The 13,539-nt window shown below is 70.8% G+C and carries 11 protein-coding genes; 6 read left to right on the top strand and 5 right to left on the bottom strand.

Features of this window, described 5'->3' with window-relative positions:
• The first annotated feature begins 10 nt into the window (after positions 1-10).
• Entirely contained in the window at positions 11-1,735 is a 1,725-nt protein-coding gene (gene cysI / locus QN245_RS05320) for an assimilatory sulfite reductase (NADPH) hemoprotein subunit (RefSeq protein WP_317844742.1), read from the top strand.
• Positions 1,732-2,472, top strand: a complete 741-nt coding sequence (locus QN245_RS05315; protein WP_317844741.1) for a phosphoadenylyl-sulfate reductase — start codon at positions 1,732-1,734, stop codon at positions 2,470-2,472. The genes cysI and QN245_RS05315 overlap by 4 nt, the downstream gene beginning before the upstream one ends.
• A 260-nt stretch (positions 2,473-2,732) precedes the next feature.
• On the opposite strand, the gene QN245_RS05310 is transcribed toward QN245_RS05315, so the two are convergent.
• The 3 genes from QN245_RS05310 to QN245_RS05300 form a co-directional block, all read right to left on the bottom strand.
• Positions 2,733-4,166, bottom strand: coding sequence for a PepSY-associated TM helix domain-containing protein (locus tag QN245_RS05310; RefSeq protein WP_317844740.1), 1,434 nt, complete (start codon positions 4,164-4,166; stop codon positions 2,733-2,735).
• Positions 4,166-6,220: a TonB-dependent receptor gene (locus QN245_RS05305; protein WP_317844739.1), complete on the bottom strand. Its 2,055-nt coding sequence runs from the start codon at positions 6,218-6,220 to the stop codon at positions 4,166-4,168. The genes QN245_RS05310 and QN245_RS05305 overlap by 1 nt, the downstream gene beginning before the upstream one ends.
• A gap of 67 nt (positions 6,221-6,287) precedes the next feature.
• Positions 6,288-6,692, bottom strand: coding sequence for a DUF2946 family protein (locus tag QN245_RS05300; protein ID WP_317844738.1), 405 nt, complete (start codon positions 6,690-6,692; stop codon positions 6,288-6,290).
• Positions 6,693-7,097: 405 nt separating this feature from the next.
• Between QN245_RS05300 and arsC the strand changes: the two genes are divergently transcribed.
• A complete protein-coding gene (gene arsC, locus QN245_RS05295) occupies positions 7,098-7,523 on the top strand; it encodes an arsenate reductase (glutaredoxin) (protein WP_317844737.1) in 426 nt (141 codons plus the stop codon).
• A gap of 135 nt (positions 7,524-7,658) precedes the next feature.
• Entirely contained in the window at positions 7,659-8,861 is a 1,203-nt protein-coding gene (locus QN245_RS05290; protein WP_317844736.1) for a GAF domain-containing sensor histidine kinase, read from the top strand.
• 226 nt (positions 8,862-9,087) lie between these two features.
• On the opposite strand, the gene QN245_RS05285 is transcribed toward QN245_RS05290, so the two are convergent.
• On the bottom strand, positions 9,088-9,675 hold the full coding sequence (locus QN245_RS05285) for an LURP-one-related/scramblase family protein (protein ID WP_317844735.1): 588 nt from the start codon (positions 9,673-9,675) through the stop codon (positions 9,088-9,090).
• 526 nt (positions 9,676-10,201) lie between these two features.
• A complete protein-coding gene (locus tag QN245_RS05280) occupies positions 10,202-11,185 on the bottom strand; it encodes a LysR family transcriptional regulator (protein WP_048490360.1) in 984 nt (327 codons plus the stop codon).
• A 168-nt stretch (positions 11,186-11,353) separates the two neighbouring features.
• Between QN245_RS05280 and cobA the strand changes: the two genes are divergently transcribed.
• Together cobA and cysK are read left to right on the top strand one after the other, a co-directional pair.
• Entirely contained in the window at positions 11,354-12,532 is a 1,179-nt protein-coding gene (gene cobA, locus QN245_RS05275; protein ID WP_317844734.1) for a uroporphyrinogen-III C-methyltransferase, read from the top strand.
• A gap of 25 nt (positions 12,533-12,557) precedes the next feature.
• Entirely contained in the window at positions 12,558-13,517 is a 960-nt protein-coding gene (cysK, locus tag QN245_RS05270; protein ID WP_160967612.1) for a cysteine synthase A, read from the top strand.
• The last annotated feature ends 22 nt before the right edge of the window (positions 13,518-13,539 follow it).

The raw sequence follows: 13,539 nt of genomic DNA, 5'->3' as shown, positions 1-13,539 counted from the left end.
CGGCCCTTCAATGTCCCATTCCGTCGAAGACATCAAGCACAAAAGCCAGCGGCTGCGCGGGTCGCTGCTGCAGAGCCTGGCCGATCCGGTCACCGGGGCGCTGCGCGAGGACGATCAGACCCTGATCAAGTACCACGGCAGCTACCAGCAGGACGACCGCGATCTGCGCGAGGAGCGGCGCCGGCAGAAGCTGGAGCCGGCCTACCAGTTCATGATCCGCACGCGCACCCCGGGCGGGGTGGTGGAGCCGGCGCAGTGGCTCAAGCTCGATGCCATCGCCACCACCTACGGCAACCACTCGCTGCGCATCACCACGCGCCAGGCATTCCAGTTCCACGGGGTGATCAAGCGCGAACTGAAGGCGACCATGCAGGCGATCAACGCCGCGCTGATCGACACGCTGGCCGCCTGCGGCGACGTCAACCGCAACGTGCAGGTCGCCGCCAATCCGCTGGCCTCGCAGGCGCATGCCACGCTCTATGCCGATGCCGCGCGCGTGTCCGAACACCTGCTGCCCAACACCCGCGCCTACTACGAGATCTGGCTGGACGAGGAGCAGGTCGCCGGCAGCGGCCAGGAGGACGAGCCGATCTACGGCAACGCCTACCTGCCGCGCAAGTTCAAGATCGGCTTCGCACTGCCGCCGGTCAACGACGTCGACGTGTTCGCCAACGACCTGGGGTTCATCGGCGTGCTCGACGCCGACGGCACCCTGGCCGGCTACAACGTCAGCCTCGGCGGCGGCATGGGCGCCAGCCACGGCGACGCGGAGACCTACCCGCGCGTGGCCAACGTGGTCGGCTTCATCGACCGCGCGCAGTTGCTCGACGTCGCCACCGCCGTGGTCACCACCCAGCGCGACCTGGGCAACCGCACGGTGCGCAAGCGCGCACGCTTCAAATACACCATCGACGACCACGGCCTGGACACGGTAGTGGCGGAGATCGAGCGCCGCGCCGGCGTGCGCCTGCAGCCGGTGCGCGCCTTCGCCTTCGAGCACAACGGCGACCGCGACGGCTGGAACGAAGGCGAAGATGGCCGCTGGCACCTGACCCTGTCGCTGCCGGCCGGGCGTATCGCCGACCACGCCGACGGCGCGCAGCACCTCAGCGGCCTGCGCGCGATCGCCGCGCACCTGCGCGACGCCGGCGACGGTGCGCACTTCCGCATGACCGCCAACCAGAACCTGGTGATCGCCGGCATTCCCGCCGCGCAACGCGCCGCGATCGACGCGCTGGTGCGCGCGCACGCGCTGGACGCCGGCAACCGCGCGCCCACCGCGCTGGCGCGCGCGGCGATGGCCTGCGTGGCCCTGCCGACCTGCGGCCTGGCGATGGCCGAGGCCGAGCGCTATCTCCCGGCCTTCGCCGCGCAGCTGCAACCGTTGCTGGCCCGCCACGGCCTGGAAGACGCGCCGATCCTGCTGCGCCTCTCGGGCTGCCCGAACGGCTGTTCGCGGCCGTACCTGGCCGAGATCGCCCTGGTCGGCAAGGCACCCGGCCGCTACAACCTGATGCTCGGCGGCGACCACCGCGGCCAGCGCCTCAACACCCTGTACCGCGAGAACATCGCCGAGCCGGAGATCCTCGCCGCGCTGGAACCGCTGTTCGCACGCTATGCCAGCGAACGCGGCGCGGACGAGCGCTTCGGCGATTTCCTGCATCGCACCGGCGTGGTCGAACTGCCCGCCTACCCCACCCACCGTCACCTGATTCCGTCGGAACTGCACGCATGAGCGCTCTGCCCGCTTCCTCCCACAACGTCTCCGCCAACGCACCGGCGCCAGCCCTGGATCTCGATGCCGCCAATGCGCTGCTGACGACGCTGTCCGCGCCGGAGCGGGTGGCCTGGGCGCTGCAGCACGGCCCGGCCGAGCCCGCGTTGTCGTCCAGCTTCGGCGCGCAATCGGCGGCCACCTTGCACCTGCTGACCCGGCAGCGCCCGGACATCCCGGTGATCCTGATCGACACCGGCTACCTGTTCGCCGAAACCTATCGCTTCGCCGACGCGCTCACCGAGCGGCTCAAGCTCAATCTCAAGATCTACCGCCCGCTGGTCAGCCGTGCCTGGATGGAAGCGCGCCACGGCCGCCTGTGGGAACAGGGCATGGTCGGCATCGAGCAATACAACAACCTGCGCAAGGTCGAGCCGATGCGCCGCGCCCTGGACGAACTGAAGGTCGGCACCTGGTTCACCGGCCTGCGCCGCAGCCAGTCCGACAGCCGCGCGCAGACCCCGTTCGTGCAGAAGCGCGGCGACCGCTACAAGATCAACCCGATCGCCGACTGGAGCGACCGCGACCTGTGGCAATACATGCAGCAGCACGACCTGCCCTATCACCCGCTGTGGGAGCAGGGCTACGTCTCCATCGGCGACTTCCACACCACCCGCCGCTGGGAACCGGGCATGCGCGAGGAAGACACCCGCTTCTTCGGGCTCAAGCGCGAGTGCGGGATCCACGAGGATCTGTGACGCGCTCCAGCACGCGCCCGGCCTGTTGTAGGAACTGTAGGAGCGGCTTCAGCCGCGACCGGGCGTTCCGATGCCCCCCGGTCGCGGCTGAAGCCGCTCCTACAAGGGCGGCCCCGTGTCCGCTGTGCAAGTCCTGACGCCAGCGCTGACCACTGATCCCTCCTTGTGGGAGGGACTTCAGTCCCGACTGCAGCCAAGTCGGATGCGCCGATGGCTTCGCCTATCGCCGCAGAATCACAGTGGGCTGCTACCCCGATGTCCTAAGCCCCCACCGCGGGCTCGCGCCGCAGCACCAGCACCCAGTCCAGCGCCAGCATCAGCAGCAAGGACAGGCCGACCAGCGGGAACAGCATCCCGCCCAGCGCCAGCAGCGCGACCACGCCGCGCAAGGTGCGCCGATCCGCCGGTAACGGCGGCACCCCGAGCCCGCCCTGCGGACGCCGCTTCCACCACATCACCGCGGCGCTCACACACAGCAGCACGATGCCCAGGCAGGCGCCGATCAGGATGAGCTGGTTGAGCACGCCGTACTCCTGGCCGAGGTGCACGTTGATGCCCCACTCCAGCGTCTTGGCCAGCGGGCCGTAGTCGGCATAGCGCATGTCCAGCAGCACCTGGCCGCTGTACTGATCCAGATGGATCACCCGTTGCTGGGCCAGGTCCGGCGGATACACCGAGGCGGTATAGACCCCGCGCACGCCGCGCGGCAGCGCCACGCTGTAGCCCGGCGCGATGCCGCGCGCCTGGAACCGCGCCACCGCTGCATCCAGGCCGATCGCGTCCGCCGCCGGCGCGGCGTCCGGCATGTCGGCCATGCCGCCGTGTTCGGCGTGACCATCGTGCGCGCCGTGCGCCGCATGCGGGTCCGCGGCCGGCGGCGACGATTGCGGCAGGCGCGCCTGCCGCAACGACCACGCCGGCACCTCGCTGTCGCTCAGCCGCTGCGTCGACATCGGCACATCCACCCGCAGCCCGGACGGATAGCCATAGTGGTGGCCATTGGCCAGGCGGTTGACCTGCGCGCCCCAGAACCACGACCACGGCATCCCGGTCAGCGCCAGGAACAGCAGCAGCGCACCGACCACGCTGCCGGTGAGCGCATGCAGATCGCGCCAGAACACGCGCTGCGCCGGCCGCCCGCGCACCGTGCTCACGCCGCCGCGGCGACCGCGCGGCCACCACAGGTACACGCCGGTAAGCACCAGCAGGATCGCCCAGCCGGCCGCCACCTCGATCAGCGCATTGGCGAACCAGCCGACGTAGTCGAGGCTGTGCAGGCGGCGGATCGTCCAGGCCACGGTGCCGTGCTCGGGCAACTGACCCAGCACACGCGCCCGGTACGGATCCACGTACACGACCGCGTGGCGACCATCGGCGGTGGCGATGGTCACTTCCGCCGAGGCATCGCGCCGCAGCGGCGTGGTGTAGCGCAGCGCCTGGCCCGGTTGCGCGGCCAGGGCCGCATCCAGCAGCCGCTGCGGTGCCAACGACTGCGCGTGCTCCGGCACCGGCACGGTCTTCAGCGCGCGGTGGAAGTAGCCGTCGATCGGCTGCTGGTAGACGAAGGCCGCACCGGTCAGCGCCAGCCAGACCAGCAGCGGCAGCACCAGCAGGCCGGCATAGAAATGCCAGCGCCACACCGCGCGGTAGAAGCGCGCCGGCGCCGCCTCGGTGATGATGACTTTCGTGGTCATCACCAACCCCAGCTCAGCGTGGCGTACAGCGCGCGGCCGTCGCCGGGCGAGTAGCCGGAGGACCCGCTGTCGTACCAGGCGTAGACGTAGTGCCGATCGGTCAGGTTCTTCAGTTGCAGCGACAGTTCGCGCTGCGCGCGCCAGCGCCAGGTCGCACCGAGATTGGCCAGCGCGTAGCCGCCGTAGCGGCCCAAGGTGTTGCTGCGCTCCACGTAGTAGTCGCCCTGCGCATTGCCCCAGGCCGACAGCGTCAGCCGCGGCGTGGCCTGCCAGTCGATGCCCGCCGTCGCAAGATAGTGCGGCACGTTCTCGATCTCCTTGCCGCGTGTGTCAGGCGCACTCGGGTCCGGCGTGACGATCAGCGCGCGTTGCCGCGAGTACGCCAGCCACAGCGTCCAGCGTTCGTCCGGACGCAGGTTCAGTTGCGCGTCCCAGCCGCGGCGCAGGGTCTTGCCGACGTTGCCGACCTCGCCGGTGCCGACACTGCCGTTCACGCCCAGGATGGTCGCCACTTCGTCGGAGGCGCGCTGCTCCCAGTAAGCCACGCGCGCGTCCCAGCGCTGCTGGGCGCCGGCGAACTTGAGGCCGGTCTCCCAGCCATCGTTGAACGAGGGCGCCAGGTTGCCTGCCTGGGTGCGATAGGCGCCGTTGCCGCTGCCGATCTGGAAGGTGCGGCCGATGTTGGCGTACAGGCTGGCCTGCGCGGTCAGCGCATACACCGCGCTGAACTTGGGTTGGCGGATCGTGCCGTAGGCGTAGGTGGGATAGCGCGCGCCGCTGGCGACATCGCGGAACTGCCCGCCCACCCGATCCACCCGGTAGCCAGGGACCAGCTGCAGGCGCGCGGTCGGGCGCAGCACCGCCTGCACGTAGGCGCCTTCGGTGTGCAGATCGAAGTCCCAGTCGCGCAGCGGCGCGGTGCGCACGCGCGCCACCGTGCGGTAGCGCTGCGAGATGTTGTCCTGCCACTGCGCATCGACCCCGCCCTCCAGCGCGAAGGCGTCGACGCGGGCCAGCGCCGGGCGCCAGTTGAGCTTGGCCAGCACGCCGCGCTGGCGCTCGTCGGTGTCGCGCTCCTGCTGCGCGCCGGCGGCGGTGAAGCGCACCCAGCGCTGGTTGTCGTAGCGGTTCCAGTACGCCTTGGCGCTGCCCTGCACGCTGTCGGCCAGACGCGCGTCCAGGTGCAGCGACAGCTGCGTGGTGTGGCGTTGGCTGCGGTCGTCGCGCGCGTAGTCGGGGGAACTGCGCGGGGCGCGCTGCGCGGTGGCGTAGTCGAGATAGCCCGCCTCCAACGCCGTGTTGCGGTAGTCCCGCGCGCTGAGCCCGGCGCGCCAGCGCCCGTCCGGATCGGTATAGAACCATTTGCCGGAGAACGCGTGCTTGCGTGCGTCGGCGTGGTCGCGGTAGCCGTCGCTGTCGCGCCAGGCGGCGAAATAGTTCTGGCTCCAGGCGCCACGCTCGATGCCCTGCGTCGCCTGCACCTCGCGGGTGCCGAAGCTGCCGACGGTGACGCTGGCGCGGCCGTCGTTGCCGCCGCTGCGGGTCAGCACGTCGACGCTGCCGGCGATCGCGTCCAGGCCGTAGCGCGGGTCGTTGGTGCCGCGCACGATCTCGATCGCGGCGATGTCCAGCGGGAACACCGCATCCAGGTACGGCATGGCGCCGGCATTGTCGTTGCTGGGCACGCCGTCGATCAGCAACTTGACCGCATTGACCCGGCCTTCGCCGTTGAAGCCGCGGAAGGAAAAACGCCCGGCGTCGGTGCCCATCTTGAATTGGGTCACCTGCACGCCGGGCGCGCGCATCAGCAGTTCCCAGCTGTAGTCCACGTGCTGGTCCTGCAGCAGGTCGCCGCCGAGGATGTCGACGGAACTGAACACGCTGCGCGCGTTGGAACCGGCGGCCAGCGGTGAGGTGGCCTGGACCTTGCCCAGGGTGAGCACGGAATCGCCGGCGGCGCCCGGTGGCGCATCGGCGGCATGGGCGGGCGCGACCGCTGCGAGGCACACGCAGCAGCACGCCGCCACGGGCGGCATGGCAGAAAAGCGGAACATGGCGAAACTCCATCGGCACGAGGACATGCCGCAGCAGCGCCGCGGCACGGAAACGGCAACCCGTGGATCAGGAGAACAGCGGTGGCCCGCGCACCGGGTGTGCGCGGCGTGCGGTGGCCGTGACGACGCGGCGGCGCAGCGCCGCCACCGGGGCCGGCGGGCAGCGCCAGGGCAGCAGCGCCAGCAACAGCGCCACCCACGGCAGCAGCCGCGCGGCGAGCAGGCAGTAATCGCAGGCCGGCGCATGCGCCAGCCCGGCATCGTCGTGGTGGCCGCCATGCGCCGCGGAGACGGCACCTGCCAGCGCCGCCAGGCGCAGGCCGCCACTGGTGCACAGCGCCTGGTCCTGCAGCGCCGTCGCCTCGGCCTGCGCCTGCCGCCACTGGCTGATCGGCGGCGCCAGCAGCAGCAGGCCGAGCGCCAGTGCGGCAAGCGCGGCCCAGAGCGGTGGCGGCTGGCGGAGACGGAACATCGGCGCATTCTAGAGGGTGTGCCGGCCATTGGACCGCCGGCGACGCGGTGTGCGGCGAAGTGACGCACACCCCGCGTCGCGGAAGTGCAGGGCGGACCGCGTCATCGGTCGGCAGGCCACGGCCGTCAACAACGGCCTCTGCCTCCGTCATGGCCTCAGGCGGCGTCCTGCCGCCGGCCAGGCGCCCGGCAAGGTGGTCCATCGGTTACCCGGCCAGACCCGCTGTCGCTGCAGATCGACGACCGGCCGGTCCCATCCGACCACGACCGCGACGAGCGCCGCGCACGCGCGGTGTCCGACGAGCGTGACCCTTGCATGGCGCCGCGAATGCGGCACCATCGGCCGCGGCCGCGTAGCGCAGTCCCTTCCGGCCGCCCTTGTCATGTCCATCCAGCGAGCCGCTCCATGCCGACGATCACCATCTACCACAACCCTGCCTGCGGCACTTCGCGCAACGTGCTCGGGCTGATCCGCAACAGCGGCGTCGAACCGACGGTGATCGAGTACCTGAAGACACCACCGGACCGCGCCACCGTGCAGGCGCTGGCGGCCGCCAGCGGCCAGCCGCTGCGCGCACTGCTCCGCGAGAAGGCCACACCGTACGCGGAGTTGGGACTGGACGATCCGGCGCTGGACGAGGACGCGCTGCTGGACGCCATCCAGCAACACCCGATCCTGCTCAACCGGCCGATCGTGGTCACCCCGCTGGGCACGCGCCTGTGCCGGCCGTCGGAGACGGTGCTGGAGATCCTGCCGTCGCCGCAGCGCGGCGCCTTCGCCAAGGAGGACGGCACGCCGCTGGTCGACGCGCAGGGCCGCTGGGTGGGCTGAAGCGAGGGGTCGCCGACGCTCCATCGAATTCGCTAAGCACGGGTGCAGCTCACGCGAGCGCCGCGTGAACGCCACGTCGGCAAAAACCGTGACAGGTACCATAAACTGCGCGCCTTCCTGTCCGAGTCGCGCTGCATGTCCACCGTCGAAACCGCCGCCGACCCGGTCTACTGCGCGGCCAAGCCCCGCAACGAAGCGCTGCGCCTGGACGCACTGCACAGCTACGCGATCCTGGACACGCCGCGCGAGCCGGCATTCGACGACATCACCCGGCTGGCCGGGCTGATCTGCCAGGCGCCGATCGCGGTGGTCAACCTGATCGACAGCGAGCGCCAGTGGTTCAAGAGCGAGATCGGGCTGGGCACGCGCGAAACGCCGTTGGCGACCTCGCTGTGCGCGCACGCCCTGCTCGAGGACGACCTGCTGCTGGTGCCGGACACCCGCGAGGACCCGCGCTTCGCCTGCAATCCGCTGGTCACCGGCGACATGCGCCTGCACTTCTACGCCGGCGCGTTGCTGAAGACCTCCGACGGCCTGGCCCTGGGCACGGTGTGCGTGCTGGACCGGCGCCCGCGCCAGCTCAGCTACGAGCAGATCGAAGCGCTGCGTGCGCTGGCGCGCCAGGCCATGGGCCAGTTGGAACTGCGCAAGGCGCTACACATGGCGCAGGAATCCAACCACTACCGCAGCCGCCTGATGGCCATTGCCGGCCACGATCTGAAGGCGCCGCTGCGCACCGCGTCCTATGCGCTGAGCAAGTTGCAGCGTCAGCAGGACGCCGCGCAGGATGGTTCGCTGGAGACCGCGCGCGCCGCCTTGAACCAGGTCGCCAGCGGACTCGACCAGCTCGCCACCAACGCCGCCGCCGGCGAACTGCGCCTGCCGGCGCTGCAGGACCTTGCCCTGGCCGACGTGCTGACACCGATCCTGGCCACCTGGCAGCCGCAGGCGGCGGCCAAGGGCGTGCGGTTGCGCAGCGTGCCGACGTCCCTGCGCGTGCGCAGCAGTGCGCCCTTGCTGTCCACGTTGCTCGGCAACCTGCTGGGCAACGCGGTCAAATACACCGCGCAGGGCAAGGTGCTGATCGGCTGCCGGCGCCGTGGCGACCAGGTGGCGGTGGAGATCATCGACCGCGGCATCGGCATGGACGGAGACGGCCTGCGCACGCTGTTCCAGGCCTTCCGCCAGGCCGACCCGCGCAGCGACGGCCTCGGCCTCGGCCTGTGGATCGTGCGCCGCGCCGCCGAGACCCTGGGCTGCACCGTCGAAGTGCGCAGCCAGCCCGGCCAGGGCACCCGCTTCACCGTGCTGCTGCCGGCGGCCGCGCCCGTCGCCTGAGCCGTGCCGGGCGCAGGAGCTGCCGCTGGCGCCCGCACCCTCATCCGCCCCTTCGGGGCACCTTCTCCCGGTGGGAGAAGGGTGCGGCTCGACCCGCATACAGTCGGGACTGAAGTCCCTCTCACAATGGCCACGCCCGCTCAGCGTGAGGGGCCTGGGCGCAGCCGCTGCGGAAATCCCGCCTTTGCGAATCCCGAATCCCGAATCCCCATTCCCGGCTTCACCATCACTCCTTCAACACCATATCGATGCACAACACCGCCGCCATGATCAGGATCCGCCGCGGATCCTCGACCGGTACGCTGTCGGCGATCGACAGCATGTAGTTGTCGGCGCTGGTGAACAGTTCCTTGCCCAGCCCGGCCCACTTCTTGGACACCTGCGCCAGTTCGTGCTCGCCCTGCACGAAGCGGAAATCCCAGCTGGTCCACTTGCCGCGCAGCGTGCACACCGGCGCGCCCTGGGCATCGAGCACATCGAACTTGCCGCCGATGGAAAAGAATTTCTGGCTGAAGGAACCGACCAGCCGGTCGTGCTCGTCCAGTACCTCGACCTTGGACAGGAACAGCGAGAACCCGCGCTTGACCGTCAGCACCTTCTGCCCGTCCGGGCTGCGCACTTCCACCTGGAACGGGGTCATGCGCTTGTAGTCGCTGAAACGAAAGATCTTGGTGAACACGCCCAGGTTCGGCTCGCGGCATTCCAGCAGCTTGCGGTTGCTGTGCGGGTCGAACACGTCGTAGTTGTTGGCGGCCTTGAACATGCCGACCTGTTCCTTGACGAAGAACAGGTTGTGCTGAAGAACGGGATGCATCGGGCGTCCTTGCGTTGGGGAAATCGACGCGCCCTGGGCGGCGGCCGCACGGCGGCGGCGCAGTGCCGGCCGCCGCCGGCACGTCCAGGGTCGCGGTCTGCCGGGTGGCAGAGCGGGCCGCATGATAGGCGGCGGCTCCGGCAGCGGCAACGCGCGCGGCGGGCAGCCGCGCCAGTGCGTGGTCTGCATTCCAGCATTCCAGTGCAGGCCGCGATGCCGTTGCCCTTGCTTCTTTTGCTCGGAAACCTGTCCGAAGCCGTCGACGCATCGAGCACGGGGCGCCGCTGTTGCCATTCCCCATTCCCGATTCCCGACTTCATCGCGCCTTGGCTGGCGATGGCCTAATCAGCCGCACCAAGCGGCCATGTCGATGCATCGATGCGGGTCTTCGTTCCAGCATCCCGCACAGGCCGCGGTGTCGTTGCCCGCATGTCTTTTGCCCGGACGTCTGCCCGAAGCCAATCGACGCATCGCGAACGCGGCGCCGCTGTTGCCATTCCCCAATCCCGATTCCCCATTCCCGGCTTCAACTGGTGATGGTCTGGGTCAGCGCTTCCCAGCTCGGCGGCGCCGGCCAGTCCGGCTGCTGGTTGCCCTCCATCACCCGGCGCAGGTCGCGGGTGTCGATCTGCGGCGCCAGCACGTGCACCAGTTCCAGCGCGTAGTCGCGCAATACGCGGTCGCGCGGCAGCACCGCCCAGGCGATGCACTCGGGAATCTCCGGCGGTGCCGGCCACGCGCGCAGGTCGGTGTCGTTGGCGCTCACCGCCATCTCCGCCAGCAGGCCCACGCCGAGCCCGGTGCGCACATAGGTCTTGATCAGGTCGGCATCGAGCGCGGTCAACGCGATCCGCGGCTCCAGCCCGAGCCGGCCGAAGGCGCGCTGCAGCGAGGAGCCGGCGCGGGTCGAGGATTCGTAGCTGATCAGCGGCTGCGCCGCCAGCGCGGCCATGTCCGGCACCCGCTTCGGTACGTCCAGCGCATGCCCGCGCGGCACCAGCACCAGCCGCCGCCAGCGGTACAGCGGCACCGCGATGCCGGCCGCCGGCGCGGTGCCGGCGGTGCTGACGATGGCGATATCGGCATCGCCCTGGCTGAGCAGGTCCAGCGCCGCGCTCTCGGCGGCCTGCTGCAGGTGCACGCTGACCTGCGGATAGGCCTGCTTGATCTGCGCCACCGCCGGCGGCAGCACGAAGCGTGCCTGGGTGTGGGTGGTGGTGAGGGTCAGCTGGCCCTGGCTCTCGCGGCGCTGGTTGGCCGCATAGGTGCGGATGTTGTTGGCCTCGGCCAGCACCGCGCGGGCGCGCTCGATTACCTCGCGCCCGGCCGGCGTCACCGTCTCCAGGCTGCGGCCCTTGCGCACGAACAGCAGGAAGCCCAGTTCGTCCTCCAGTTGCTTGAGCTGCTTGGACAGCCCCGGCTGGGTGGCATGCACGCGCGCCGCCGCCAGGGTGATGTTCAGATCGGCGTCGGCAATGGCGACGAGGTAGCGGAGTTGGGTCAGCGTCATCGGGACGAGGGCGAGGCGCCGCCTGGCGGAGACGCTCGACTGTAGTGGAATTCGGCCTTTCACCTTATAACCGAAAGCTATCTGCGGTGGGCATGAAGTCATTTCCTGGGGCTATGAGCCGGCGCTACGGTCGTCGTTCCCGTCTGCCCCGCGTTGCGAGCCGTCCCTGTGAGCCGAGCCCCGATTGCCCTGTATCCGGACCTGCGCGACCGGGCCGTGCTGGTGATCGGCGGCGGCGCGGCCGCCGAGCGCCAGGTGCAGGCGCTGCTCGCCGCCGGTGCCGCGCCGCAGGTGGCGGCACCGGCCCTGACCCCGACGCTGCACGCGCTGGCCGCGCAGGGGCGGCTGGCGTGGCGGCGCGGCGCCTTCGACAGCGCCTGGCTGGACACCGTCTGGTACCTGATCGCCGCCAGCGAGGACGCCGCGGCCAACCGCCAGGCGCTGCAGGCCGCTACCGCCAAGCGGGTGCTGGCGCAGGCGTTGCCGGCCGAGGCGCTGGCGACGCCGGCGGATGCCGCCGCCGAGTCGACGCTGCCGCCGCTGCGCCCAGGCAGCGTGACCCTGGTCGGCGCCGGCCCCGGCGATCCCGGCCTGCTCACCGGTCACGCGCTGCACGCCTTGCGCCAGGCCGACGTGGTCCTGCACGACCGTCTGGTCAGCGCCGCGATCCTGCAGCTTGTGCCGGTGGGCACCGAACGCATCGCCGTCGGCAAGTCGGCCGACGGCCACAGCGTCGCCCAGGAGCAGATCCACGCGCTGCTGCTGGAACACGCGCGGCGCGGCCGCCGGGTGGTGCGGCTGAAGGGCGGCGATCCGTTCGTGTTCGGCCGCGGCGGCGAGGAACTGGAGTACCTGCGCGCCCACGGCGTGGACTACGCCGTGGTGCCCGGCATCACCGCCGCACTGGCCTGCGCCGCTTACGCCGGCATCCCGCTGACCCATCGCGACCACGCGCAGTCGCTGCGCCTGGTCACCGCGCACTGCAAGGCCTCGCTGGACACCCTGGACTGGGCCGCGCTGGCGCAGGAGCGACAGACCCTGGCGGTGTACATGGGCGTGGCCGGCCTGGACACGGTGCGCACGCGCCTGCTCGCCGCCGGCCGCGCCGCCAGCACGCCGTTCGCGCTGGTGGAGAACGGCTCGCGCACCGAGCAGCGGGTGGTGCTCGGGACCCTCGCCGACCTGCCCGACACCGCCCGTGCGCATGCGGTGCGCGCGCCGGCGCTGCTGATCCTCGGCGAGGTTGCCGCGCTGGCCGACACACTGCACTGGTTCGGCGCCGCGCCGTTGCGCGCGCCCTCACCTTCCCCGAAGCCGGCCGTGCCTACCCTGGCCCACGCCGCCTGACCCGCACTTTCCGGAGACCCCACGCATGGCCATCTACGACAACATCCTCGACACCATCGGCCACACCCCGATCGTCAAGCTGCAACGCCTGGCGCCGGCGCACGTGGACCTCTACGTCAAGGTCGAAGCCTTCAATCCCGGCGGTTCGGTCAAGGACCGCCTGGCCCTGGCGATCGTGCTCGACGCCGAGGCGCGCGGCCTGCTCAAGCCCGGCGACACCATCGTCGAAGCGACCTCCGGCAACACCGGCGTGGCCCTGGCAATGGTCGCCGCCGCGCGCGGCTACAAGTTCGTGGCGACGATGGTGGAAACCTTCTCGATCGAGCGCCGCAAGCTGATGCGCGCCTACGGCGCCAAGGTCATCCTGACCCCGGCCGCCGAGCGTGGCAGCGGCATGGTGCGCAAGGCCGAGGAACTGGCCAAGCAGCACGGCTGGTTCCTGGCCCGGCAGTTCGCCAACCCGGCCAATCCGGCCTACCACCGCAGCACCACCGCCGCGGAGATCCTGCGCGACTTCGCCGGCCGCCGGCTCGACCATTTCGTCAGCGGCTGGGGCACCGGCGGCACGCTCACCGGCGTCGGCGAAGTGCTGCGCCTGGCCCGCCCGGAAGTACGCATCACCGCCACCGAGCCGGCCGGTGCGGCCCTGCTGCAGGGCCAGGAGTGGAAGCCGCACAAGATCCAGGGCTGGACCCCGGACTTCGTGCCCGAGGTGCTCAACCGCGAGGTCTACGACGACGTGCTGAGCGTGGACGACGCCGACGCCATCGCGGTGTCGCGCCGCCTCGCCGCCGAGGAAGGCATCTTCACCGGCATCTCGGGCGGCGGCACCGTCGCCACCGCACTGCGGGTGGCCGAGACCGCCACGCCCGGCGCGGTGATCCTGGCGATGCTGCCGGATACCGGCGAGCGCTATTTCTCCACGCCGCTGTTCGCCGACATCAACGAAGGCAGCGACGACGACTGGCTGGCCGGCCTGCCGTAAGCCTGCGTGCTCGCCGCGCCAC

The sequence above is a fragment of the Xanthomonas rydalmerensis genome (assembly GCF_033170385.1).
Classification (GTDB): Bacteria; Pseudomonadota; Gammaproteobacteria; order Xanthomonadales; family Xanthomonadaceae; genus Xanthomonas_A; species Xanthomonas_A rydalmerensis.
Note: the sequence above shows the minus strand (reverse complement) of the source record. Positions and strands in the feature narration are given on the sequence as shown.

What these genes read in the sequence shown, in the direction of transcription:
- QN245_RS05305 (WP_317844739.1), bottom strand. Translation starts at nt 6,220, where the DNA reads ATGTTCCGCTTTTCTGCCATGCCGCCCGTGGCGGCGTGCTGCTGCGTG.
- QN245_RS05315 (WP_317844741.1), top strand. Translation starts at nt 1,732, where the DNA reads ATGAGCGCTCTGCCCGCTTCCTCCCACAACGTCTCCGCCAACGCACCG.
- cysK (WP_160967612.1), top strand. Translation starts at nt 12,558, where the DNA reads ATGGCCATCTACGACAACATCCTCGACACCATCGGCCACACCCCGATC.
- QN245_RS05310 (WP_317844740.1), bottom strand. Translation starts at nt 4,166, where the DNA reads ATGACCACGAAAGTCATCATCACCGAGGCGGCGCCGGCGCGCTTCTAC.
- QN245_RS05290 (WP_317844736.1), top strand. Translation starts at nt 7,659, where the DNA reads ATGTCCACCGTCGAAACCGCCGCCGACCCGGTCTACTGCGCGGCCAAG.
- cysI (WP_317844742.1), top strand. Translation starts at nt 11, where the DNA reads ATGTCCCATTCCGTCGAAGACATCAAGCACAAAAGCCAGCGGCTGCGC.
- arsC (WP_317844737.1), top strand. Translation starts at nt 7,098, where the DNA reads ATGCCGACGATCACCATCTACCACAACCCTGCCTGCGGCACTTCGCGC.
- QN245_RS05280 (WP_048490360.1), bottom strand. Translation starts at nt 11,185, where the DNA reads ATGACGCTGACCCAACTCCGCTACCTCGTCGCCATTGCCGACGCCGAT.
- QN245_RS05285 (WP_317844735.1), bottom strand. Translation starts at nt 9,675, where the DNA reads ATGCATCCCGTTCTTCAGCACAACCTGTTCTTCGTCAAGGAACAGGTC.
- QN245_RS05300 (WP_317844738.1), bottom strand. Translation starts at nt 6,692, where the DNA reads ATGTTCCGTCTCCGCCAGCCGCCACCGCTCTGGGCCGCGCTTGCCGCA.